Below are 21,527 nucleotides of genomic sequence, written 5' to 3'. Positions count from 1 at the left end.
CTGATCATCCCCCCAAACCTTTCGATCATCGGCTATCCGTGAATCGGCAAGGATACCTCTACCGTCGTGCCTTGTCCGAGAGCACTCTTCAATCGTAGCGTACCTCTGTGGTTCTCTATGATTCTACGACTTACCATCAATCCGAGACCCGTTCCCGATTCTTTCGTAGTAAAAAAAGCTTCGCCCAACCTCGTCAACTGTTCGGGAGGTATGCCCATCCCGTTGTCCTCAAAGCGGACGACTACGCGGTTGTCTTCACAGCGCAATCGAATCACGATCTCGCCACTGCCCTGCATCGCTTCAATTCCATTTTTGAGAAAGTTAATGAAGGCTTGCTTCAAATGATTTTCGTCACAACGAATCATGGGCATTTCCGTTTCAAAGACGACCCGAATCATTACTTTTCGCAAAATCGCTTCTGTTTCCAACAATGTAACCACGTGACTGATCAGGTTGGACAAGTCACGTGCTTCAAATGCAGCCGCGTGCGGCTTTGCCAAAACCAACAATTCATTTACAATCAATTCGATACGAGCGAGCTCAGAGCTCATGATCGTAAAATACTCTGGCTTACGCATACCATCTTTCTGCATTAATTGGACGAATCCTTTTAAAGACGTCAGCGGATTACGTATTTCGTGTGCAATTCCGGCAGCTAGTTGACCTACCAGCGCAAGTTTTTCCGAGTTTTGCAAAAATTCCTGCGCCCTCTTTCTTTCCGTGATATCACGTATCAGCACGTAACAAGTGGACTTTCCAGAAATGATGGCGTTTGTCGCGCATACCTCTGCATCGATCAGAATCCCATCCAGCCGGATGAGCTCCACCTCGAGTGGATTGACCACCTCTCCCTTTTCCACCCGCAACATCATATCCTCAATCATCGGCAACTCATGAGGGTGAAACAACATCGAGAAGGGAACCTGCAACAGCTTGTTCAAATGAGTGGCGCCTGCGATCTTGACCCCGACCTGATTGGCATAATGCAGCTTGCCCGCGCGGTAAATAAATACACCCTCTGAAGATACATCCACAAACTTGCATGCCTTGTTGCCACTGCTGTCCGTCGCGTTCGTTCTGATCTCCTGGACGATCGCAAAATACCCGACAGCCGCGCCTTCCGTGAAAAATGTATCAAACGTAATATGTACGGGAACCGAATAATCGTCATTGTGTGCCAACGAGGTGCAAAAGGGCTTGGGATTACCCTCCATGGCAAATTGCGTCTGCAATCTCACCATCTCCCGCTCTTCCGGGACAGCCAGCAACCAGAACGGAATTCCAGCCCACTCCTCAGGAGCAAATCCTAGCAGTTCCTCGCATGCTGGATTTCCCGTAAATACCGTACCTGACCTGTCTAGCAGAAAAGCAGCTTGGCCCAGTTGGTCAAAGAAGGAGCGATAGAAAAGACCGCTCCTGATACCACTATCCAACAAGTCTTTCATCGAATCCCCCTCCTGGGACAAGAAAACGGCTACTCCTCATGGCGGAAATAGCCTTTACCCGTTCTCAAAAATGCGATTCATAACCAATATTACCCTATTCGTTCTGTTGTTTCCATCCCTTCCGCGCGTGAAATGTGCAGGAATCTTTTCCGATACAGATAGAGAAGAAAGATTCCTCGGATGAGCACATCACAAAAGATCGAGAGCCACACACCAGCGAGCCCCATTCCCATCTGAAAACCAAAGAGGTACACACCGACCATTCTGACCAGCCACATGCCGACTGCCGTAGCGTACATCGGCGCTTTCGTATCTCCTGCCCCCTGCAAAGCTCCCCTCAATACGACCAGCAATGCCAATGGTGGTTGATACAAGGCCATAAACGTCAACGCAATGACCACGTATTCGATGATGGCAGCATCCTGGGTAAAGATTCCTGCAATCATCGGAGCACAAAGATACAAGGCCAGCCCGAAAATCGACATGAGTCCCAGACCCAGCCACGTGCACAGCATCCCGAAGGAATATGCATCACGCGAGCGCTTTGCCCCCCAATACTGTCCCACCAGTACAGTAGCAGCCACTTCAAAGCCAGCCCCCGCCAGAATCATCAGTGATTCCAAATTAGACGCAATCATGTGGGCGGCATACGCCTGTGTCCCCATTCGAATAATGGCTCCGTAGTATACCAAAACGCCAAAGCGCATAATCATTTTCTCTGCGATGACCGGTAAGGATCGCTGGATAATCTCCTTGGCTGGACCCCCACATGTTTCTCGCCAGGAAAAATCATTCCAAATAGCTAGAGAAGACCGATGCACGGCAACAAAAAGGGCAATCGATCCTAATATACGTACCAATGCCGTCGCCCAAGCAGCCCCTGCTACGCCCCATCCACCAAAGGAACCGAGTCCAAAGATGAACACGTAATCCAATGCGATGTGAACGAGATTAATATACAGGCTGACTTTCATCGGAGTACGAGTGTCACCGGTCGAACGCAAAATACTCCCAAGCGTCACCATCAGGGCAAGGAAGATCGCGGGGCCACCCACAATCCGAAAGTAGACCACCGCTTCTCCCAATACCTGTGGCTCTGCGCCCATCATGCGAAGAATCGGCTCTGCAAAGAGGAGCACGATGATCCCACACACGATACCGAGTCCCGCTGACAGCACCACGGCTTGACGGGCATAGGCAGCTGCCGCTTCAGGTTTTCCTGCGCCGATGCTTTGCGTGATGTAGGAGGAAGCGGAGACACCTACTGCCATAAAAATCGCCATAAAAACGAGAATCATCGCATTCGCCACGCCGACTGCAGCAATGGCCGTTGCACCCAGATTAGACACAAAAAACAGGTCGACAAAGCCGACCAGCGTATGCAAGATCTGTTCGAGCATAGCGGGAACCGCCAATGACAGGATCAGACTGATTTTCTTCCTGGCAGATAGCTGCGCTTCTGCCGATACCAATGAAGCCACCTTTATCCACTTCCTTTTTGCCAGTCCCTGGTTGACAACCATGTTGCCAATCATACTGCAAAAAGGCTTGATGCATCTAGTATTTTTGCTCGATATAGGTGGCTCGATTTGCTAGGACTGGCTTTTCTCTTCCTGGTCATGTTCAATCGCCTGGCGTACTTTTTGACCTGCACACTGCAATCTTTCCTCTGCAGCGGCTCTTGGCAAGCCTGTCAGTTGCATCACGATCGCCAGCTTCACGTCTCCTGTCGCCTCCGCGATCAATGTCTCTGCTTCCGGATATTCGATTCCGGTTACTTGCATCACGATCTGCTTGGCCCGCTCCCGCAGCTTGTTGTTGGTCGCTTGGACGTTGACCATCCAGTTGCCATATACCTTTCCCACTCGAACCATGCTCGCCGTTGTCAGCATGTTCAAGACCATTTTTGTTGCAGTTCCCGCCTTTAATCGGGTAGAGCCCGTCACAACTTCCGGACCAACAGCCAGATTGATGCACACATCCACCCCTTGATTGATTTCCGATCCTGGGTTGCATGCGAGTGAAATCGTTACCGCTTGGCGTATCTTGGCTTCGGCCAACGCACCGATGACATAAGGGGTTCGGCCACTCGCGGCGATCCCGACGACGACATCTCCTGCCTGTACTCCTGCTTCTCGCACGTCATCTGGTCCCAAAGTCAGCGAATCCTCAGCGCCTTCCACTGCGACAGTCAATGCTTTGCTCCCGCCTGCAATGATTCCGCGCACCTGTGCGGGATCGGTTCCAAACGTGGGTGGACATTCGGCCGCGTCCAATACACCCAGCCTGCCACTTGTACCGGCACCGACGTAAAACAGGCGCCTCCCTTTTTCCAGCGCTTCTGCAATCAGCTCGACTGCCTGTGCGATCTCAGGCAGCACTTGCTCCACGGCCTGTGCCACCTTTTGATCCTCCTGATTCATCAGAGTCACAATTTCTAGCGCAGACATCTGGTCCAGTTGCTCGCTTGCGGCATTTCGCATTTCTGTCTGGAGCTGATGCAAGTTCTCTCCCACAGACCTCACTCCTTTTTTCTTACGGTTCCACTCTGCTCGAGCCGGGACGCAATCTCAGCGTCTATATGCCTTCCAGTCCTCCTCATGGCTGCTACCAAAGCGCCAATGACCGGAGCAACAGTCGGAATCTTCACGGCAAACCAGGCCCGTCGCAGCACCTCACGCCGGAGCATCGTATCTGCTGTAAGCAATCCACCTGCCAATACAACCGGCAATGGACTCCCTACTTTTCTCAGACTGGCAGAAGCAAGCTCCACTAAATCATCTGCGGCATGTGCGATGAGCTGTGTAGAGACCTCATCCCCGAGGCCTGCTGCTTTTTCCACCAACGTGCTCGTATCAGCCAACTCCTTGCGCGGATTGATTCCCCCGTAGATGCGGGCAATCAGCTCCTCGGGACGGTTCACTCCAAAATGCGCCAGGTACAGGTCTGTCAAAGCTGTTGGCTTCCCTCGACCATCTGCTGCTTGCATGACTGCTGCAGCTGCTCTTCGCCCGATGTCAAAACCACTGCCCTCATCGCCTATTAAATAGCCCCATCCACCCGTGCGCTGCCTTTGTTCATCGGCTGTTACGGTATAGGCAATCGAGCCAGTTCCTCCGATCAAGACAATCCCCGGTCCGCCCCATGTACCTGCGTACAGAGCAGAGACAGCATCGTTATCGAGCAACAGCCGCTCTCCCCATTCATCTGTAAAGGCTTCCCGAAGGCGATCTTTGATTTCAGGGCGATCTGCACCAGCGAGCCCGAGATAGAGCGCAGATACCAATGCGTTCTCTATACCTGCCTGATCGATCACGTCCCGAACGAGCTCACGAATCGTACTCTCCACTGCCTCCCACGGTCGTGAAAGTGGATTGGTGGCATCTCCGACTGACATAGCAGCGATTCGGCCAGAGGCATTGCATATTGCGGCTCTCGTCCTGGTCCCTCCTCCGTCCAATGCGATAAACCATTGTTGTTTCTTATTTGACTGCACCAGCTGTCAACCCCTCCATGAACTGCCTGGACGCAAGCAAAAACACGCCAATCATCGGCAAGGCAGACAACGTGAGACCTGCGAACAGCAGACTCCAATCCGTTTCATACTCACCGAACAGAACCATCATGCCGACCGGTATCGTCTTGAGCGTCTCCTTTTGAATGAAAATGAGCGGAAAGAAAAAGTCGTTCCAGGCATGGATGAAGTTGATGATCACCACAGTAGCCAATGCCGGACGTATCAGGGGCAGCAGTACCCTCCAAAACACTTGGAAATTACTGCAGCCATCGATCCGCGCCGCCTCCTCCAGCTCCACAGGCAAGGTCCGGAAAAACCCTGTTAAAATAAATACCGCAATGGGAATCCCACTCGCTGTGTAAATCAAGATGAGAGACCAGAGAGAATTGAGAAGTCCCAAATTTTTCATCAAGATAAACAAGGGTACGATCCCCAGCTTGATCGGAATCATCAGCCCCAAGAGAAAAAAGAAGTAAAGCGCCGCTGTCCATTTGAAAGAAAATCTCGCCAAGTAAAAGGCAGCCATTGCAGAAAAAACGGTAATCATCAATACGGACATCCCGCTGACGAAAATGCTGTTCCATAAGAAATCAGCAAAAGGTACGGCTTCCCACAGCTTCTGGTATGTCTCGAAGTGAAAGGAGCTCGGTAGCGAGAGTGGATTAGCGAAAATTTCCATGTTCGTTTTAAACGAGGAGGCAATCATCAAGGCGATCGGATAAAGTGCCACTAGCATAAAAAGGTATGCGATTACGTATTGTACCGCTCTGCCGCCTATGCTCGTTTTCAAAACGCATTCCTCCTTCCTTCCCAAAAAACCTGGGCGACTGTGTCACGCTGTAGCGCTATCAATGCTGAACCTCTCGCTTGCGCATCAAATAGAGAGAGAGGGCTGATACTGAGGCGACGATGAGAAACAGCACCACAGCCAGCGCTGAACCAAGACCGATTGATACATCCCCTCCCCCGGCACTGCTAAAAGCCATCCGGTAGAAATACACCGCCAACGTATCCGTCGAATAAAATGGCTCTCCCATCGACCCTTGCATGGCATACACGAGCTCGAAAGCCTCGAAGGCCTGAATGAATGTGAAAATGGTCATAATCGTGATTGCCGGCATGCACAACGGAAGAATGATCTTCCATAGTAACGTTACGCCACGCGCACCATCCAGTCTCGCCGCTTCAATGAGCTCCTCGGGGATCGACTGCAGGCCTGCCAAAAAAATCAACATCGCAAATCCCACACCAAACCAACAATTGACGAGGATGATCGCCAGAAGAGCCGTATCCGGGTCACCTAGCCACGGCTTTGCCCATTCTGCCAGGCCTACCTTGGTCAGAAACGTGTTCAGCGCGCCGTAATTGGGATTAAAAATGAGCTTCCACAAAAACCCGACTACGATGACAGAGAGCAACCGCGGTATAAAATACGCGACCTTCAAAAAACCTGCACCGCGAATCTTTCGATAGATGAAAAAAGCTAACGTGAAGGCAATACCATTTTGCACGATCATTTCCACAACAAAATACAGAAGATTGTGACTAAATGCATTCCAAAACATCTCATTGAATGGCTCGACGGTGAACAACGTCGTAAAGTTTTTCAGTCCAACAAATACGCCGCGCTTGATGCCTTGCCAGTCATACAAGCTGTACGTAAAGGCCGAAAAGATCGGATAAACCACAAAGAGTGCATAAATGACCAGAGCCGGAAGGGGAAACAGGTGGATCACCCAGCTTCTTCGCCCCTTTTGTCTGTCTATTGCGATGGTACCCACCCCCAATGGTAGGGACGCGGCGAAAGGAGCTCCCTCCCTCCGCCGCCTATCCCGCGTGCCTATTTTTTAAAAGGTGCAAACCAGGTCGCAGCTGACTTCTGCACTTCGTCCGCGACTTGTTCCGGCGTCAATTTGTTTAGGTACATGCCCTGGAGCGAATTCTCCAGTGTCTTCTTGGTCGTCGGATTCCCTTCCGAGAAATGGACGATCATCAAGTATGGAGTGGAGCTGGACTGCGACAGCTCAGCCATTTTATTTAAAAGCGGATCCTGAAGCGGCACTCCCGGCATGGCACTGATCATCTTCAACTCGTTGGCGAACATTTCCGCGAACTTTTTGGTTGTCATAAATTCCATGAACTTCAGTGCTTCCTGCTTGTGCTTTGACTTGGCATTCACGGCGTAAGAACCGTCTACCCATGTCGTGATGACCGATTTACCATCATCCGTCGGCATCGGGAAGATATCCAGCTGCAGATCCGGATTCAGCTTCTTGATCCCTTCCAGCTCAAAGCTTCCGTTGATAAACATCGCTGTTTTTTCCGTAGCAAACAACGTTCGCATATCATTCAGTTCAAGTCCTACATAATTTTCCGGGAAATAAGGGATAAGTTCTTGCATGCGCTGGACGGATTTGAGGAATTCAGGGCTTTTCAGATCGCTTTCGCCCTTCATGAGCTTGTCGATGTAGCCGTCTTTTAAGCTCGCAGGTGCAATCACGCCATGGCTCAGAGAAAGAAGCCAGCCTTCCTTCGCTCCAAAGGAGATCGGTACGATGCCTTTTTCTTTCAGAGTTTTGGCGGTGGCGATCAGCTCATCCCAGCTCTTTGGCTCTTTCAAGCCGTTTTGTTCGAAGATTTTCTTGTTGTAGTAGAATTGCGTGGTACTGAGCGAAAGCGGCACTCCGTAGACTTTTCCGTCTTTGCCCGTGGCTCCTGCGAGGACATCTTTTGGGAAGTTCGTGATGCCAGGTAAGCTGTCGAGCGGCTCCAAATACCCGGCTCCCGCGAGTGCAGTGCCCGCGGCATAAGGACGAAGCTGCAAAATGTCGGGACCACTGTCACTTTGGAGCGCTGTGTTTAGAATGGTGTTGTACTCGGTTGCCTTGAATGGTTTGAAGTCGATCTTGATGTTCGGATTCTCTGCCTCAAATGCCTTGATGATCTTGGCGTAGCCCTCGGTGTCTTCCACGCGCCAGCTATGCATGGACAGTGTGACTTGCTTTGTACCCCCTCCTTGGCTGCCACTGGGAGTGCTCCCTGGCTCACTGGGCTTTGCCGCATCCCCTCCACCACTACATCCGGTAAGTGCCATGGCAGCAGCTAGCAAGACGGAAGCTACTGCGTGAAAACGAAACTGTTTCATACCTAACCCTCCCCCATTTTTCTAGTGCCTGGATGTGATTCATGCTCTATAAGTCAAGCTCTGCATAAATGAGCTGTGACTGCGTCGTGAATCATTGGCCGCAGCTGCCGCAATTGATGATCGCGTCCCAGATGCACTGCGTTGGTGAGAAAGATGACGGCCCACTCGTGTACAGGATCGATCCATATACTCGTTCCTGTAAAACCGGTATGACCGTAGCTATCAGGATGAAAACCGGAGCCACAGCTCAGCAGAACATGGGGATCATTACATTGCCACCCATATCCTCTGCGCTCTGTTCCACTAGGAGTCTGACAATGACTAGCGCACTGTCGCCACGCCTTATCGAGAATGGCATGCTCATCGGACATCCAGCTCAACGCGTATCGGCATAGATCATCCGCTGTGGCGAACAAGCCAGCATGTCCAGCAACTCCTCCCATCGCAAACGCCTTTTCGTCATGAACGTCTCCCGCGATGTAGGTGCCAGTGAGCTGGCAAAATTCAGTGTGTGCAACCTCATTAAAAACCAGATTATTCGGACAATAAAGAGTATGGTTCATGCCCAAGGGCGAGAAAACACGTTTCGAAACGAACTTATCCAACGACTCACCTGTCACTGCCTCTACCAACAAACCGAGCCAGATCATTCCTAAATCACTGTAGACAACCTTTGTCCCTGGTTCCTGTAACGGTTGTTGGCGAAACAATAAGTCCGGCAAGACGAGCTGACTATCGCGCCGGCGCTCCTCCAGATCGGCAGGCAAGCCAGAGGTATGTGTAAGCAGTTGGGTAATGGTAATGGTGCGCTTGTCATCCGGACAATCGGGGAAATAGCCTCCGATTGCATCATCCGGGCTTATTATCCCCTCTTGCATCAAGAGGAGCAGGGCAGGCAAAGTCGCTGTTACCTTCGTCAGGGAAGCCAAATCATACAGAGTGTCATGCGTAACAGACCGCGCGCGCTCGATGCTCGTCACTCCCACATCACAGGCAAAGCAAATCTGGCGTCCCTGCACGACCCGCAGAGACGCACCCGGCAACAGACCTTTATCTACCCACCCTTGCAGCAAATCCCTCACATCGTCCATGCCCTTCTCCTCCTCAATTGGATGAGCGTTTTGTCCGGCTGACTGCCAACCTCGTTTTCTCTAGCAGGGGGATCACTTCTTCCTGCGTTCGACTGACCATGGCGATAAATAAAATATCAATCACATTCAATTGGGCGATGCGAGACGCCATCGCGCCGCTGCGAACGCTTTTTTCTACGGAGCTGGTAAACAGGCGGATACTCGCCAAATCCGCTACCGGTGACGAGCCGAACTTCGTCAGGCTTATGATCGTTGCCCCCTGCTGCTTCGCTTCCGTCAACGACTGAATGATGTCCTCCGTCTGCCCCGAATACGAGATTCCGAAAGCGACATCCTGTTCCGTCAAATTGACTGCAGAGGTGAGCTGGGCATGAAAATCGGAATAGGCTTCGCACCACAGGTTGATACGGGATAGCTTTTGCTTGATATCATCAGCGATCACTGCAGATGCACCCACGCCGTACACGTCGATCTTGCGTGCGCGGGACAGGGCATCGGCCGCACGCTTTACTTCCTCACTCGACAAAACAGAGAGCGTATCCTGAATCGACTGAACATTATTCCAGCTCACAGCCTGCATGATAGACTCTACGGTCCCTTCCATCATGATTTCCTGATAGCTGCCCACTCCGGCGGTATGCTTATTCAGATCTCCGGCAATGCGCAGCTTTAACTCTTGATAGCCTTTCATATTTAACGAACGGGCAAGGCGAATGATCGTCGCTTCGGACACTCCGCTCAATTCCGCCAACTTTTGTACGGATAGCTTCACCACATCTTCTGGTTGTTTCAAAATGAACTGAGCCACCTTGCGTTCGGATGGCTTCAACTCGTCCAATATCGCTTGTAGACTGACTAGACCTCCATTTAGCATAAATGACACCGCTTTCTCCATTACTTACCTACATTTTATGAAGCATTATTTCTTACGTCAATTGTTATCTAATAAACAATATTTCAAAAGAACAAAGATAATGACTAATTTGGCGATTTGTTCTCACGATTCCACGCCAGCTCCACTTGACTTTGACGTCGCGTCAAGCTTTACGCTGGGAACCAGTAATGACAAGAGGAGGAATTAAACTTGCAAAGCTTTATGATCAAAGGATGCTCCATCCTGACCATGGTGCATGGAGACAAACCGTTTGTCGGTGATTTGCTGATTGAAGGAGGTCGGATCACGAACATCGCAACATCGATTGATCAGCAGGTCGACACCGTGATTGATGGAAAAGATATGGTGGCTATGCCTGGACTGATTAACGCGCACAATCACGCCAGCATGTCACTCCTACGCGCCTTTTCAGATGACCTCAAGCTGATGGACTGGTTGGACAAAAAGATGCTGCCTGCCGAAGCGCGAATGACCAAGGAAGACATTTACTGGGGAACCATGCTCGGGGCTGCAGAGATGATCGCCTCTGGCACCACTGCCTTTGCGGATATGTACGTTCAGATGGATGCGGTCGCTCAGGCAGTCGTGGACAGTGGGATGCGCGCTGCTCTGACCCGCGGACTCGTCTTCCTGGAGGACGATGGCGGACGACGGATGATCGAAGCATTGGACTTGATCGACAACTGGACTGGTGCCGGAAATGGACGCATTACCACCATGCTCGGTCCACACGCTCCTTATACGTGCCCTCCGCAACCATTGACAGAGGTAATCGAACTAGCACGGAGCCGACGCATTCCGCTGCACATCCATCTGGCCGAGACCCTGGAGGAGGTAGAAAAAATTCGCACACGCTACCATCAGACCCCTACGGAATATTTGCACGAGCTAGGTATTTTCTCCGACACTCACGTCCTGCTAGCCCATGCTGTCCATCTGACAACGGATGACGTGCGCCTGTTGCGCGGAATGCGAGGCGGTGTCTCGCACAATCCTGTCAGTAATCTCAAGCTCGGCTGTGGGATTACTCCTGTGCGGAAAATGCTTTCTCAGGGCGTCACGGTCGGCTTGGGGACAGATGGAGCAGGTAGCGCGACGACCCTGGATATGTTTGCGGAAGTGAAGGCAGCAACGTGGCTGCAAAAGCTGGATTCAGGCGATCCTACTGTACTACCAGCAGAACAGGCACTGCGTATGGCGACGATCGAGAGCGCCAAACTGCTCGGTATCGATGCGGAGGTAGGAACCCTTGAAGTAGGCAAACGAGCTGATCTCATTTTGATCGATCTGAACAAACCGCATCTTTGGCCAGTCCACGACCTCTATTCCTTGATCGCCTATAGCGCCACCGGAGCGGACGTCGATACGACAATCGTAAACGGCCAAATACTGATGCGAAAACGCCAGCTACTGAGCATGTCCTGGGAAGAGGTCAGAAGGGAAGCCTTACACCGTTCAGCTCGGCTAGTTGAAGGTTTGTAATCACAAAAAGCCGCCCTTCCTCCAAAGGAAAGGCGGCCTTTTTTCCCAGACTCGCTAGTCTTACGATAAATGCAGCGATTCTCCTGGCTTGAGTGCCTTACCGCGTATGTCTTTTTCAGCCAACTCCGCCACGAATGCCTCCCCGTCCTGTTGAATCGGCGGGAATGTATCATAGTGAATCGGAACGACGTAGTCTGCTTTCACCCATTCTGCTGCTACCAACGCATCCTCTGGCCCCATCGTGAAGAGGTCACCAATCGGGAGGAAAGCAAGGTCGATGTCATGTCGTTCGCCCAGCAGCTTCATATCGCCAAATAATCCTGTATCACCCGCATGGTAAACGGTTTTTCCGCCGATTTCGATAATGAAACCACCTGGCATCCCCATGTACACAATCTGATTTTGCTCATCGAGTACGACAGCAGAGCTATGGAATGCCTGTGTCATTTTGACTTTGCCAAATGGAAATGTAACCGATCCACCCAGGTTCATCCCGATTGTCTTGGCTCCCTGCCAGCTCAAGTACGTTGCCAGCTCGTGTGTTGCCACGATCGTCGCGTCATTGGCCAGAGCCAGTTCAACAGCATCCAGAATGTGATCCATATGCCCGTGGGTCAGCAGGATATACTGCACTTGAATGTCTGCAAGTTTCGTGGCCGCTTGCGAATTTCCTGTAATGAACGGATCGATCATGATGGAATGGCCTTCTACTGACAATTGAACGGAAGAATGTCCGTGAAACTTGATATCTAACATAGTTTCCCCTGCCTTCTTCGTAATCTTTCAATACCTCTATCATGTTACCACGAAGAAGGGTGGGAATAAAATCCATACCATCGAGTGGAAGCGAAAAGAAAGTACAAAAAAGCGCCTCAATACACTGAGACGCTCTTTTTCCAAGGATTTTCTGTTAAATAAGTGAAAGGAGCGCAATAATCTCCGCGATTCGAATAATGGAGCGGCGGTTGTCAATGCGCATAATGATGGTGCTCCTTTTCACATCAACCATTCTGCCTGTAAATGTACCTTTTCTCGTTTCTACACATACATCAGTACCAATCATTTTCCTCGCCTGATCGCTAAATGCCATGGTTAATCCCTCCCTTTTCTGCATCCTATGTATAAATGGCATTGCCCTCATAGCACAAATGCGGATACGTCATGAAAATGTACTTGTACCCGTCCGTCATTTGCTCCGTATCCTCGACATGCAGACAGCTTTCGTACGAACACTGCAGGAATTTGTCGCACGATTCCATACAGGAAAACTACCAAACGCAAAGAAACCGTATGAAGAAGGTTCTTCAGTCAAAGACAGGAGGGGTAACCGATGGGCAATGTCATAGAATTGGTAGCGAGGGAACGCACTTATAGCGGCAGAGAAGTAGCCGATCTTCTGGGAATTGGAGCAAGTACACTGCGTAAGTGGAGCATGCTCTTGGAGCAGAATGGCTACTGGTTTCTCAGGGATAGTCAAAACCGCCGCGAGTACAGGCAGATGGATGTCGCGGCCCTGCAACGTTTTTATCGTTTGACCAAAGATCAGCTTTTTCCTCAGGAGGAAGCCGCTCTCATGATCGTCAGTCACGACGTTGCCTTGCCCGCTCGTATGGAAACCGCTGTCGCCCTGGCTCCTCCTATCCCTGTCCCTGTCAGCCACAACGTATGGGAAGAAAAGCTGCACGCACTGGCAGTCCATGTCCAGCAGCAGGATGCGGCCCATCAGGCATTGCTCGAACGGGTCGAAAATCAGGAAGCATACATCCGCTCAAACCTCAAGGAACGGGATCGACGCTTGATGAAGGCGATGAATGACATCATGGATGCCAAGGTGGAGCTTGCCAAAATGAAGGACGAGCAACGGAAGACTTCCATTTGGCACAAGCTGTTTCGGCTGCAATAAACAAAAAGTCCAAATAAAAAAACCTCCCGTAGTAGCCACAGGAGGTCTAGTTTTTACTTCGTTTTACGATTACTCGTTTTCCATCACAATTTTTTTGGCCGCATAGACGAACATCTTTACACCTACTTCAAGCGCGTCCTCGTCAATCGTAAAGCGAGGATGGTGGTGTGGATAGGTAATGCCTTTTTCCTGGTTACCCGCTCCTACGTAGAAGAAGCAACCCGGTGCCTTTTGCATAAATGCTGAGAAATCTTCACCGCCCATATTCGGGCGCATGTGATCGACCCATTCTGCTCCTAGGGCTTCGACCACTACCTCTTCCATCAGCTGCGTTACTTCAGCGTCATTGATGACCGGACGATAGCCAAACTCGTAGGTGAACTCGTAGGTAGCACCATGCGCCTCGGTAATCCCTTTGATTACACGTTCCATGAGCTTTGGAACCGTCTCGCGCAAATCTTTGTCAAAGCTGCGTACCGTCCCACAAATTTCTACAGCACCTGGAATGACGTTGTGTGTCGTTCCACCTACGAATTTCGTTACGGAAAGAACCAGATTTTCCAATGGATCCGCATTGCGTGAGACGATATGCTGCAAATTGGTAACGACTTGTGAAGCGATCGCGATACTGTCAATCGTTTGATGAGGCAAAGCAGCGTGACCGCCTTTTCCAAACACGTTGATCCAGAACGTATCAGGAGCAGCCATCATCGGTCCCGGACAAATGCCAACGGTACCATAATCCATCGTCGCCCACAAATGCGTCCCGATGACCAGATCGACGCCATCCATTACGCCTGCCTGCACCATTTCCTCCGCGCCGCCTGGGTAGATCTCCTCTGCGTGCTGGAAGAAAAAGCGCACTTCTCCTTTGATCTTGTCCTTCATTCCGGAAAGAATCTTGGCCGTTCCCAGCAGCATGGAAGTATGTCCGTCATGGCCGCAAGCATGCATAACGCCAGGATTTTTCGAAACGAACTCAAAGTTGTTTTCTTCTGTAATAGCAAGAGCGTCAATGTCTGCTCTCATCGCCAGCACCTTACCTGGTTGAGACCCAATCAACCGCGCCATGACGCTGTTCTTGGTAGGACGTGTAATCTCCAGATTGCCGAATGTCTGTAGCGTGTCATAAATAAACTGCGCTGTTTTCTCCTCGTGAAAGGAAAGCTCCGGCTGCTGATGCAAATAACGACGCCATTCGATTACTTGCTGCTTAATGCCTTCCACTGCTTGATTGAGCGTTGCTGTTGCTGTCATCTTCGTTCTCCTCCTCCAATTGCCTCTCGTTATCTCCCGTTCGCCAACGACACTACGGTACGATACAGGACTTGAGCCCCGTTTCCGCAATCTTCTTTACTGGTGTACTCCGCTGGATTGTGACTGATTCCATCTCGTGAACGCGCAAAGATCATTCCCACCGGACAAAGCCCTGTAAGCTGCATGCAATCATGACCTGCTCCACTTGGGAGTGTGATCGTCTCCAGCCCTTCCGCCGCACACGCCTCTCGGATCGCGGTGCGAATGTTTTCGGAGCACACAGCCGGATCGATTCGCTGCAGCAGCTCGACTTGGAGCTTGACCCCGCGTTTCTCGCAAATTGCTTTTGCCTGACTCATGATCGCTTGCTCCACGATATCACGCACAGCCACGTCTACGTCCCGCAGATCGAGCGTAAATTCCACCCGCCCTGGAATAATGTTCACACCACCTGGGAAAACCTGCAGCTTTCCGACCGTACCGACGCTGATCTCCTGACGAGTCGCTTCTCTCTCGATTACCAGCATGACTTCCGCTGCTGCTGCTAATGGGTCGCGCCGCATCGTCATCGGGGTCGCACCTGCATGGCCTGCTTCACCTTCCAGCACAAACTTCAGCCACAGAGGTCCTGCTACCCCACTCACGACACCAACTGACAAGCCACGGCTTTCCAGCACTTTTCCTTGTTCGATATGTAGCTCGACGTACGCCTTTACACTGCCTGGCTCTCTTGCTGCATTGCCGATTTGTGCTGGATCAAGGCCGCTGTTCGTCATCGCTTCTGCAATGGATATTCCCGCCTCGTCCCGACAATCGAGCTCGTCACGCTGCAACAATCCAGCGATCCCTCGGCTGCCGATCATGCCGTACCCAAAACGCGTCCCTTCCTCGTCCGTAAACGCAATGACCTCGATGGGATGCTCCGTCTCTACGCCTTGTTCATTCATCGTTTGTAGCGCTTCAACACCTGACAGCACACCCAGAGGTCCATCGAAATTGCCGCCACTTGGAACCGAATCCAGATGGGAGCCGACGAGAACGACTGGTGCGTTCGGATTTTTCCCTTCTTTTCGACCGATCAGGTTGCCGACCTCGTCTTCTCGCACCGTGAGTCCCGCTTCTTTCATAAAGCCCGTGACTAGATCTTTGGCTGCTCGTTCTTCCGGAGAAAAAGACAGTCGCGTGATCCCTCCGACTTCCTGGGTACCGATAGCGCCAAGCTGCATTAATCGGTCCCACAGACGTTCTGCGTTGATCATGGTAAAACACCTCCTCTATCGAAAGCCAACCAATAACGGTTGAATTACGGTTATGTCCTTTAATTGTATAGTAGTCTGTCTATTTTGAAAAGGAAAAACGCCCGGCCAGTTATTGGCCAAGGCGTATTCCTTCCTACTTCCAGCCCCATTTTTGAAAAACCTGATGCGCTTCTTCGGTTTTCAGATATGCGATAAACTGTTGGGCTGTTTTCTTATTATCCGTTGTCTGAGTGACGGCGATTGGTGTGCCACGGTAGAGCTTGTCTGATTCCGGCAAACGGATGAGGTCTGTTTCGTCCGTCAAACGATAGTGCCAGGACTCATAAGTTATCCAAGCATCCAGCTCCGAATTGCTTTTCCAGAGAGCAATTGCATCCGCACTGCTTTTGACAGAGGTAGTAATGTTCTGTTGCAGGTCTGGGATCAGTCCTTGACGGCCAGCAAGATCTTCCCACAAACCGAGCTGCCCCGCTCCGTTCACGTCAATGATTTTGATGCCGGGCTTGCTCAGGTCCTGCAATCCTTGGATTTTCTTCGGATTGCCTTTGCGGACGAGGATGCCAGCAGCTCGCGGGTACAAGCTGGTTCGCGTTTTTTCGTCAATCAGACCGGGGTATTTGTGCACCATCTCCTGCAGCATATACTCCGACCCGCCGAAAACGACGTCAGCATCCTTCTTGGCTTTCTCGACCCAGTTGGCTTCTGGGCCAGCCGTCACTTCCACCTTCAGCTTGTTCGTTTTAGAAAAACGCTCTGCCAGCTCCTTGATCGGCCCCAGCGGACCTCCTGGGCCATAGACGTAAACCACCTCTTCCTTTTTCGTGGTACTCGTCCCTGCTGTCGGAGCATCGTTCTGGGCGGATTGGGCATATCCATTTGCTGTGGTGGCCAAAAGTAAGATCGAAAGCATGGCTGCAATGGTTACGGTTTTTTTCATGTGTTCCTCCTTGAGTTCGTCTTTTCACACAAGGTAACGAAAGGAGGAGCAAAGCGGTTCGATTTACATGAAGATTCGATACACCTTTCGCGGACGTCCGCGTGGATTCGGACTCTCTTCGCCCACCACCTGCGCCAGTCCCTTGGTTTCCAGCTCGATCAATATGCGGCGTGCACTTCGTGGCAAAATCTGCATGTACTGTGCCAGTTCGTGCGCATTGATCTCCTGAGATGCTCGTTTTTTGAGGATCGAATCGAGCTTGGATAGCGTAAGTACGCTCAGTGAGGTTTGTTGGCTGACCTTCTGCAGCCGACGAGTGGACGCACTGCTATAAGAGATCTGTTCCTTGCTACCGAGAGGTCCCACGATGCTTTTGTCATCAAAGAAAACCATCCAATTGGCTGGCCCGCGCTCCTTGGCGTGCAGCAAAGCCGTTCCTGCATGTATTTCCGCTTCATAGGCAGTTTTGCCAATCCCGATGCCGCAGGTGACCCAGTCCGCTCGAATCCCAAAAGCTTCCTCCAGATCAGGTACGGTCGAATAATCGCTCGTCACGTTGTGCAAGCTGCCACGGGTCGTAAAGATCGCATAGCGACCAGGTCCTGCCGTTTTCAGTGAGCCTTGCAAATGCTTGGCGTAGCGAAGCAGCTTTTCCATCGTCTTGATCTCCGCATTTTGCCACTCGTCGGTCGCAAACGTGCCTCCTGCAAGCTCGCGAAACGGATCGATTTCCATCATCTGCACAGCAATTTGCGTGTCTTTGAAATGAAGCATCTCTTGCGTGCGCAGCAGCATGTGAATCATGGAGAGCACCCCTGCTCTCGTCGGTAGCACTCGATGCACGGGAACCCCGCGTGCCTGAAGCTCCAAATCCGCTGTCCGCAAGCAAGTGACCGCTGCCTTGGTCTTGCCTTCTTTCCACAGCTTTTCGTGGTAATCGGCCAACTCCTCCGCCGAGATCGCTCCATCGTAATGCTTGAGCCAGGTGTACCCGCCCTCGATTCCGGCTTCCTCCAGAAAAAGATTCAGCTCCTCCGCAGAAAACGTGTCAAAGCTGAGCTCGTGGACCAATATCCCACACTGGTGGGACAGATGAAGCAACGTCCGATACAAGCTCGCTCCCATATGCGGAACATAGGCCATTGGCACCGTAATTTTTCCCCAATCCCTCACCATCGTGTACGGCACCTTGCCGGAAAACAGCCACAGATCGGCGTCGTGAATGTGTGGCTCTATCAAATCAAAAATGTCTTCTTCTTTCCAGTAGACGATCTTCAAACATTCCAATTCCGCAAATTCTCGCGTAACCGACTCGATGATTGCCAAGGAGTCGTCCGCACCCAAGATTCCCAGTCGCAGCTTCAATGCGTGCCCCTCTTTCATCCGGTGTTTCTCTTACGATAGCAAATTTGCGAGTGTGTGGAAACGGGATCTGGATTATGTTTTGGCTGGTCTGCTCACGAACTGTCCAATCCGATAAAGTAGCCCCTTGCTTTTTTTACATTCACTCGGTAAAATGATTGCTCAAAGGGTAACATTTGATGGCAATGAGGAAGAAGAGTAGGCATTTGATGAGACTTCAGAGAGCTGATGGTTGGTGCGAATCAGTGTCGAGTGGATGTTGAATGGGCTTCCGAGCTCCAGACCGAACCCGCTTTTGGGCGACAGTAGGCTCTGGCGTTACGTCCGTACGTTATCATCGGACACCGTATCATTGGTACGGAACAAGAGATTTTGCGCATGCCTTTTTTCATGCGTGAAATAACAAGGGTGGCACCACGGTTCATTCGTCCCTATCCAGGGCGGATGGACCTTTTTTGTATTTGTCTAAGGCTTTTTCCCAGCCATATTGATTATCGAAAGGAGCATCATCCACATGAAAACCATTTTTTCCGGCATTCAGCCCAGCGGTATTTTGACCTTGGGCAACTACTTGGGAGCCATGAAGCATTTCGTTCCGCTGCAGGATGAATTCAACTGTTTCTACTGCATCGTCGACCAGCATGCGATCACGGTCCCTCAAGCCCCTGCTGTCCTGCGCGAAAACATCCGTCGTCTGGCAGCCCTGTATTTGGCAGTCGGTCTCGATCCTGAAAAGGTGACCTTGTTCATCCAATCGGAAGTCCCTGCTCACGCGAAGCTGGGCTGGATCATGCTCTGCACCTCCTATCTTGGTGAGCTGGAGCGCATGACTCAATTTAAGGACAAATCCGACGGACGCGGCGAATCCATCCCAGGTGGTCTCTTGGCCTATCCTCCACTGATGGCAGCAGACATCTTGCTGTACGACACGGACTTCGTACCGGTAGGGGAAGACCAAAAACAACATCTGGAGCTGACCCGCGACCTGGCTACTCGCTTCAACAGTCGTTATAGCGAAGTCTTCAAGATTCCAGAAATTCGTTTGCCGGAAGCAGGCGCGCGCATCATGTCTCTGCAAGAGGGCACGAAGAAAATGAGCAAGTCCGATTCCAATCAGGGCGGCTTTATTTCCATGCTGGATGACCCGGATACGATCACCAAAAAGATCAAACGTGCACAGACCGACTCCGATAGCGCTGTTCGCTACGACAAAGCGGAAAAGCCTGCCGTCTCCAACCTGATGACCATCTACTCCCTCTGCTCCGGAAAAACGCTGGAAGAGATCGAGTCGATGTACGAAGGAAAAGGCTACGGTGCATTTAAAGGCGACTTGGCAGAGGTCGTGGTAGAGACACTGCGTCCGATCCAAGAGCGCTACACGCAGCTGGTCCAGACTTCCGAGCTGGACGATATCCTCACCAAAGGTGCCGAGAAGGCGAGCGAAACGGCCAACAAGGTACTGCATCGCGTGGAAAAAGTGATGGGTATGGCACGCCTCGGGTAACGAATGCGAGATCGTGGCCAGCTCATAACGAGCATGGCTACAAGCAGAAAAGACGGGTGGAGACATTGCTCCCACCCGTCTTTTCTGCTTGGTAAAAGGATAGATTTTCTCCACTTTGCCTACCGTTTGTCGGGAGTGCCAGGACTGACCAGTTGTCCCACCGAGACCATGCGATCAATAACCGTCCCGCTTACCGGAGGAGAATTAGACCAATTTCGTCAGACCACCATCAACCATAAGAATTTGACCTGTCAAATAGGTGTTGAAAGGGGAAGCAAGGAACACGAACGACGTACGCTACCCGTTTGTCCATTAGAGCCTCTTTGAGAATGATTTTACGAGAGTCGAGTTATTTTATATTTATCCCACTGATCCTGCACATTTTTCATAACCTCTTCAGGAATTTCTGCTTTCGGTAACGCATTCGCGTCCCTCAGTGCTATAATTCCTATTTTTGCTACTGTTCCTTCTTTCACTAGAGCTTCTGCTCGGTCTGTTCTAACTCTCGGAATAATGAAAATATCCTGATCAGCCTTCATCCGTGCAGCAATAGCCCATTCCACATCAACCGGGTCATCAATATTAATATCATCATTAACAACCGTAACTTGTTTAATCAAATTGCAGTGGGCAAATGCAGCAAACACCGCTTTTTGTCCCTCACCAGGTCGAGGATTTGAGAGGGAGACAACAAGATGGCTCCGTCCCATCCCTCCTTCTGTTATATAGGCATTCTTGACCCCAGGCACTGCTGTGCGTATATTCCGTAATGCAGTTGTTTCAATCGCCATAGCGCCAATGATAAAATGCTCATGGTATCTTCCTGGCAATATCACCTGGTAATAAGGATTATTTCGGTGTGTAATGCCTTTTACACGCAGTACAGGGCTTTTCCCGTAATCTACATACATCCCGTGAAATTCCGATACTAATCCCTCTTCGTATAACTCATCCGGGATGAATTCAGCCTCAATCACGATTTCGGCACCAGCTGGAGCTTCCACATCAACGGTTACTCCTTTTGACAATTTCAGCGGCTCTCCAAACATTCCACCTGCAATTTCGAACTCATCAAAACCCAAATCTACGTAGGCATTCGCAGCTACCAAAACAGCGGGATGATTACCGATCGCAATAGAGACTTCAAGAGCTTTTCCGATCTTTTGCGCCTTTTCCTTCAAATGATGCAAGTGATGACTGGGCGACATGCCGATCATCAGCTTGTCTGGTCCAAGTAACAACAGGCGGTTCATGGACACGTTTCTCTTCCCGGTTTCAGGGTCTTTTGCAATAATAATTCCAGCGCTGATGTATCGCCCCGCTTCCTTTTCAAAAAAGGTGGTACACGGAATTGTTTTCAATACATCAACGTTCTCTGTAATTATTTGTTCGCGACAAGGTGCCTCTTCAACTACTAGAGGGGTAATGGGATTTTCTATTCCCTTATTAATATAATTCAGGGATGCTTCTAGACTTGTATCAATCCCGCAGCTTAGGGCGAAATTTTTACGATCCACCAGATTCCCCACAACAGGAACAGAGTAACCTTCTACGTTCTCAAAAATTACGGCTGATCTGCCAGGACATTGAGCAAGAACAGCTGCGAGTTCAAAATTCGTATCCACACTTCCTTCAACACGGGTTATTCGATTTTCTCTTTGCAATATTTCTAGAGCCGATCTCATGTCTTGTCCGATGGCTGTCATTGATACCCCTCCTGATTATTCATT

The 21,527-nt window shown here is 50.8% G+C and carries 19 protein-coding genes and 1 other annotated feature; of the genes, 3 read left to right on the top strand and 16 right to left on the bottom strand.

Translation table 11 applies throughout. The features are described 5' to 3' along the window. Window positions 1–32: 32 nt before the first annotated feature. The 9 genes from AN963_RS00400 to AN963_RS00360 all read right to left on the bottom strand — a co-directional run bounded on the left by AN963_RS00400 (window position 33) and on the right by AN963_RS00360 (window position 10,072). Window positions 33–1,445, bottom strand: coding sequence for a PAS domain-containing sensor histidine kinase (locus AN963_RS00400; protein ID WP_055742597.1), 1,413 nt, complete (start codon window positions 1,443–1,445; stop codon window positions 33–35). Between the two features lie 89 nt (window positions 1,446–1,534). Next, window positions 1,535–2,926, bottom strand: coding sequence for an MATE family efflux transporter (locus AN963_RS00395; RefSeq protein WP_236707841.1), 1,392 nt, complete (start codon window positions 2,924–2,926; stop codon window positions 1,535–1,537). Between the two features lie 111 nt (window positions 2,927–3,037). After that, a complete protein-coding gene (murQ, locus tag AN963_RS00390; RefSeq protein WP_083496743.1) occupies window positions 3,038–3,961 on the bottom strand; it encodes an N-acetylmuramic acid 6-phosphate etherase in 924 nt (307 codons plus the stop codon). 5 nt (window positions 3,962–3,966) lie between these two features. Continuing rightward, a complete protein-coding gene (locus AN963_RS00385) occupies window positions 3,967–4,941 on the bottom strand; it encodes an N-acetylglucosamine kinase (RefSeq protein WP_055742596.1) in 975 nt (324 codons plus the stop codon). Then, complete coding sequence (locus tag AN963_RS00380) at window positions 4,928–5,752, bottom strand: carbohydrate ABC transporter permease (RefSeq protein ID WP_055742595.1); 825 nt, start codon at window positions 5,750–5,752, stop codon at window positions 4,928–4,930. The genes AN963_RS00385 and AN963_RS00380 overlap by 14 nt, the downstream gene beginning before the upstream one ends. A gap of 58 nt (window positions 5,753–5,810) precedes the next feature. Next, complete coding sequence (locus tag AN963_RS00375; RefSeq protein WP_055742594.1) at window positions 5,811–6,749, bottom strand: carbohydrate ABC transporter permease; 939 nt, start codon at window positions 6,747–6,749, stop codon at window positions 5,811–5,813. A gap of 53 nt (window positions 6,750–6,802) precedes the next feature. Then, window positions 6,803–8,107 carry an ABC transporter substrate-binding protein gene (locus AN963_RS00370; protein WP_055742593.1) on the bottom strand — a complete coding sequence of 435 codons (1,305 nt, stop codon included), beginning with the start codon at window positions 8,105–8,107 and terminating at the stop codon, window positions 6,803–6,805. A 53-nt stretch (window positions 8,108–8,160) separates the two neighbouring features. Next, window positions 8,161–9,198 (bottom strand): serine hydrolase domain-containing protein, encoded by a 1,038-nt coding sequence (locus AN963_RS00365; RefSeq protein ID WP_055742592.1) that lies wholly within the window; start codon window positions 9,196–9,198, stop codon window positions 8,161–8,163. Window positions 9,199–9,211: 13 nt separating this feature from the next. Next, window positions 9,212–10,072 (bottom strand): MurR/RpiR family transcriptional regulator, encoded by an 861-nt coding sequence (locus AN963_RS00360; protein ID WP_055742591.1) that lies wholly within the window; start codon window positions 10,070–10,072, stop codon window positions 9,212–9,214. A gap of 222 nt (window positions 10,073–10,294) precedes the next feature. On the opposite strand from AN963_RS00360, the gene AN963_RS00355 reads away from it, so the two are divergent. Further along, window positions 10,295–11,575 carry an amidohydrolase gene (locus tag AN963_RS00355; protein WP_407922534.1) on the top strand — a complete coding sequence of 427 codons (1,281 nt, stop codon included), beginning with the start codon at window positions 10,295–10,297 and terminating at the stop codon, window positions 11,573–11,575. Window positions 11,576–11,635: 60 nt separating this feature from the next. On the opposite strand, the gene AN963_RS00350 is transcribed toward AN963_RS00355, so the two are convergent. Both AN963_RS00350 and AN963_RS00345 read right to left on the bottom strand, forming a co-directional pair. Then, window positions 11,636–12,331 carry a metal-dependent hydrolase gene (locus AN963_RS00350; RefSeq protein ID WP_055742589.1) on the bottom strand — a complete coding sequence of 232 codons (696 nt, stop codon included), beginning with the start codon at window positions 12,329–12,331 and terminating at the stop codon, window positions 11,636–11,638. Window positions 12,332–12,485: 154 nt separating this feature from the next. Further along, the gene (locus AN963_RS00345) at window positions 12,486–12,665 is read right to left on the bottom strand and encodes a DUF2642 domain-containing protein (protein WP_055742588.1); all 180 of its coding nucleotides are present in this window, start codon (window positions 12,663–12,665) and stop codon (window positions 12,486–12,488) included. A 240-nt stretch (window positions 12,666–12,905) separates the two neighbouring features. On the opposite strand from AN963_RS00345, the gene AN963_RS00340 reads away from it, so the two are divergent. Then, entirely contained in the window at window positions 12,906–13,478 is a 573-nt protein-coding gene (locus AN963_RS00340; RefSeq protein WP_055742587.1) for a MerR family transcriptional regulator, read from the top strand. Between the two features lie 69 nt (window positions 13,479–13,547). Here AN963_RS00340 and AN963_RS00335 read toward each other — a convergent pair whose 3' ends face one another. The 4 genes from AN963_RS00335 to AN963_RS00320 all read right to left on the bottom strand — a co-directional run bounded on the left by AN963_RS00335 (window position 13,548) and on the right by AN963_RS00320 (window position 18,314). Then, window positions 13,548–14,735, bottom strand: coding sequence for a M20 family metallopeptidase (locus tag AN963_RS00335; protein ID WP_055742586.1), 1,188 nt, complete (start codon window positions 14,733–14,735; stop codon window positions 13,548–13,550). A gap of 29 nt (window positions 14,736–14,764) precedes the next feature. Continuing rightward, the gene (locus tag AN963_RS00330) at window positions 14,765–15,994 is read right to left on the bottom strand and encodes a Zn-dependent hydrolase (RefSeq protein WP_055742585.1); all 1,230 of its coding nucleotides are present in this window, start codon (window positions 15,992–15,994) and stop codon (window positions 14,765–14,767) included. Window positions 15,995–16,127: 133 nt separating this feature from the next. Next, on the bottom strand, window positions 16,128–16,931 hold the full coding sequence (locus AN963_RS00325; protein ID WP_055742584.1) for an extracellular solute-binding protein: 804 nt from the start codon (window positions 16,929–16,931) through the stop codon (window positions 16,128–16,130). A gap of 63 nt (window positions 16,932–16,994) precedes the next feature. After that, window positions 16,995–18,314, bottom strand: a complete 1,320-nt coding sequence (locus AN963_RS00320; RefSeq protein WP_201783695.1) for a helix-turn-helix domain-containing protein — start codon at window positions 18,312–18,314, stop codon at window positions 16,995–16,997. Between the two features lie 155 nt (window positions 18,315–18,469). Then, window positions 18,470–18,729, top strand: a binding site (T-box leader). A 78-nt stretch (window positions 18,730–18,807) separates the two neighbouring features. Between AN963_RS00320 and trpS the strand changes: the two genes are divergently transcribed. Next, window positions 18,808–19,797 carry a tryptophan--tRNA ligase gene (gene trpS / locus AN963_RS00315; RefSeq protein WP_055742583.1) on the top strand — a complete coding sequence of 330 codons (990 nt, stop codon included), beginning with the start codon at window positions 18,808–18,810 and terminating at the stop codon, window positions 19,795–19,797. Between the two features lie 335 nt (window positions 19,798–20,132). On the opposite strand, the gene AN963_RS00310 is transcribed toward trpS, so the two are convergent. Continuing rightward, entirely contained in the window at window positions 20,133–21,503 is a 1,371-nt protein-coding gene (locus tag AN963_RS00310; protein WP_055742582.1) for a UbiD family decarboxylase, read from the bottom strand. Window positions 21,504–21,527 lie beyond the last annotated feature (24 nt).

Origin of the sequence: Brevibacillus choshinensis (genome assembly GCF_001420695.1) — a bacterium.
Classification (GTDB): domain Bacteria; phylum Bacillota; class Bacilli; order Brevibacillales; family Brevibacillaceae; genus Brevibacillus; species Brevibacillus choshinensis.
The sequence above is the reverse complement of the archived record's forward strand: the minus strand, read 5'-3'. Positions and strand labels throughout refer to the sequence as shown.

Excerpts from the sequence above, each read along its gene's own strand:
- trpS (WP_055742583.1), top strand. The coding sequence starts at position 18,808 with ATGAAAACCATTTTTTCCGGCATTCAGCCCAGCGGTATTTTGACCTTG.
- AN963_RS00330 (WP_055742585.1), bottom strand. The coding sequence starts at position 15,994 with ATGATCAACGCAGAACGTCTGTGGGACCGATTAATGCAGCTTGGCGCT.
- AN963_RS00400 (WP_055742597.1), bottom strand. The coding sequence starts at position 1,445 with ATGAAAGACTTGTTGGATAGTGGTATCAGGAGCGGTCTTTTCTATCGC.
- AN963_RS00310 (WP_055742582.1), bottom strand. The coding sequence starts at position 21,503 with ATGACAGCCATCGGACAAGACATGAGATCGGCTCTAGAAATATTGCAA.
- AN963_RS00325 (WP_055742584.1), bottom strand. The coding sequence starts at position 16,931 with ATGAAAAAAACCGTAACCATTGCAGCCATGCTTTCGATCTTACTTTTG.
- AN963_RS00370 (WP_055742593.1), bottom strand. The coding sequence starts at position 8,107 with ATGAAACAGTTTCGTTTTCACGCAGTAGCTTCCGTCTTGCTAGCTGCT.
- AN963_RS00365 (WP_055742592.1), bottom strand. The coding sequence starts at position 9,198 with ATGGACGATGTGAGGGATTTGCTGCAAGGGTGGGTAGATAAAGGTCTG.
- AN963_RS00360 (WP_055742591.1), bottom strand. The coding sequence starts at position 10,072 with ATGCTAAATGGAGGTCTAGTCAGTCTACAAGCGATATTGGACGAGTTG.
- AN963_RS00340 (WP_055742587.1), top strand. The coding sequence starts at position 12,906 with ATGGGCAATGTCATAGAATTGGTAGCGAGGGAACGCACTTATAGCGGC.
- AN963_RS00320 (WP_201783695.1), bottom strand. The coding sequence starts at position 18,314 with ATGAAAGAGGGGCACGCATTGAAGCTGCGACTGGGAATCTTGGGTGCG.
- AN963_RS00345 (WP_055742588.1), bottom strand. The coding sequence starts at position 12,665 with ATGGCATTTAGCGATCAGGCGAGGAAAATGATTGGTACTGATGTATGT.
- AN963_RS00355 (WP_407922534.1), top strand. The coding sequence starts at position 10,295 with ATGATCAAAGGATGCTCCATCCTGACCATGGTGCATGGAGACAAACCG.
- AN963_RS00350 (WP_055742589.1), bottom strand. The coding sequence starts at position 12,331 with ATGTTAGATATCAAGTTTCACGGACATTCTTCCGTTCAATTGTCAGTA.
- AN963_RS00335 (WP_055742586.1), bottom strand. The coding sequence starts at position 14,735 with ATGACAGCAACAGCAACGCTCAATCAAGCAGTGGAAGGCATTAAGCAG.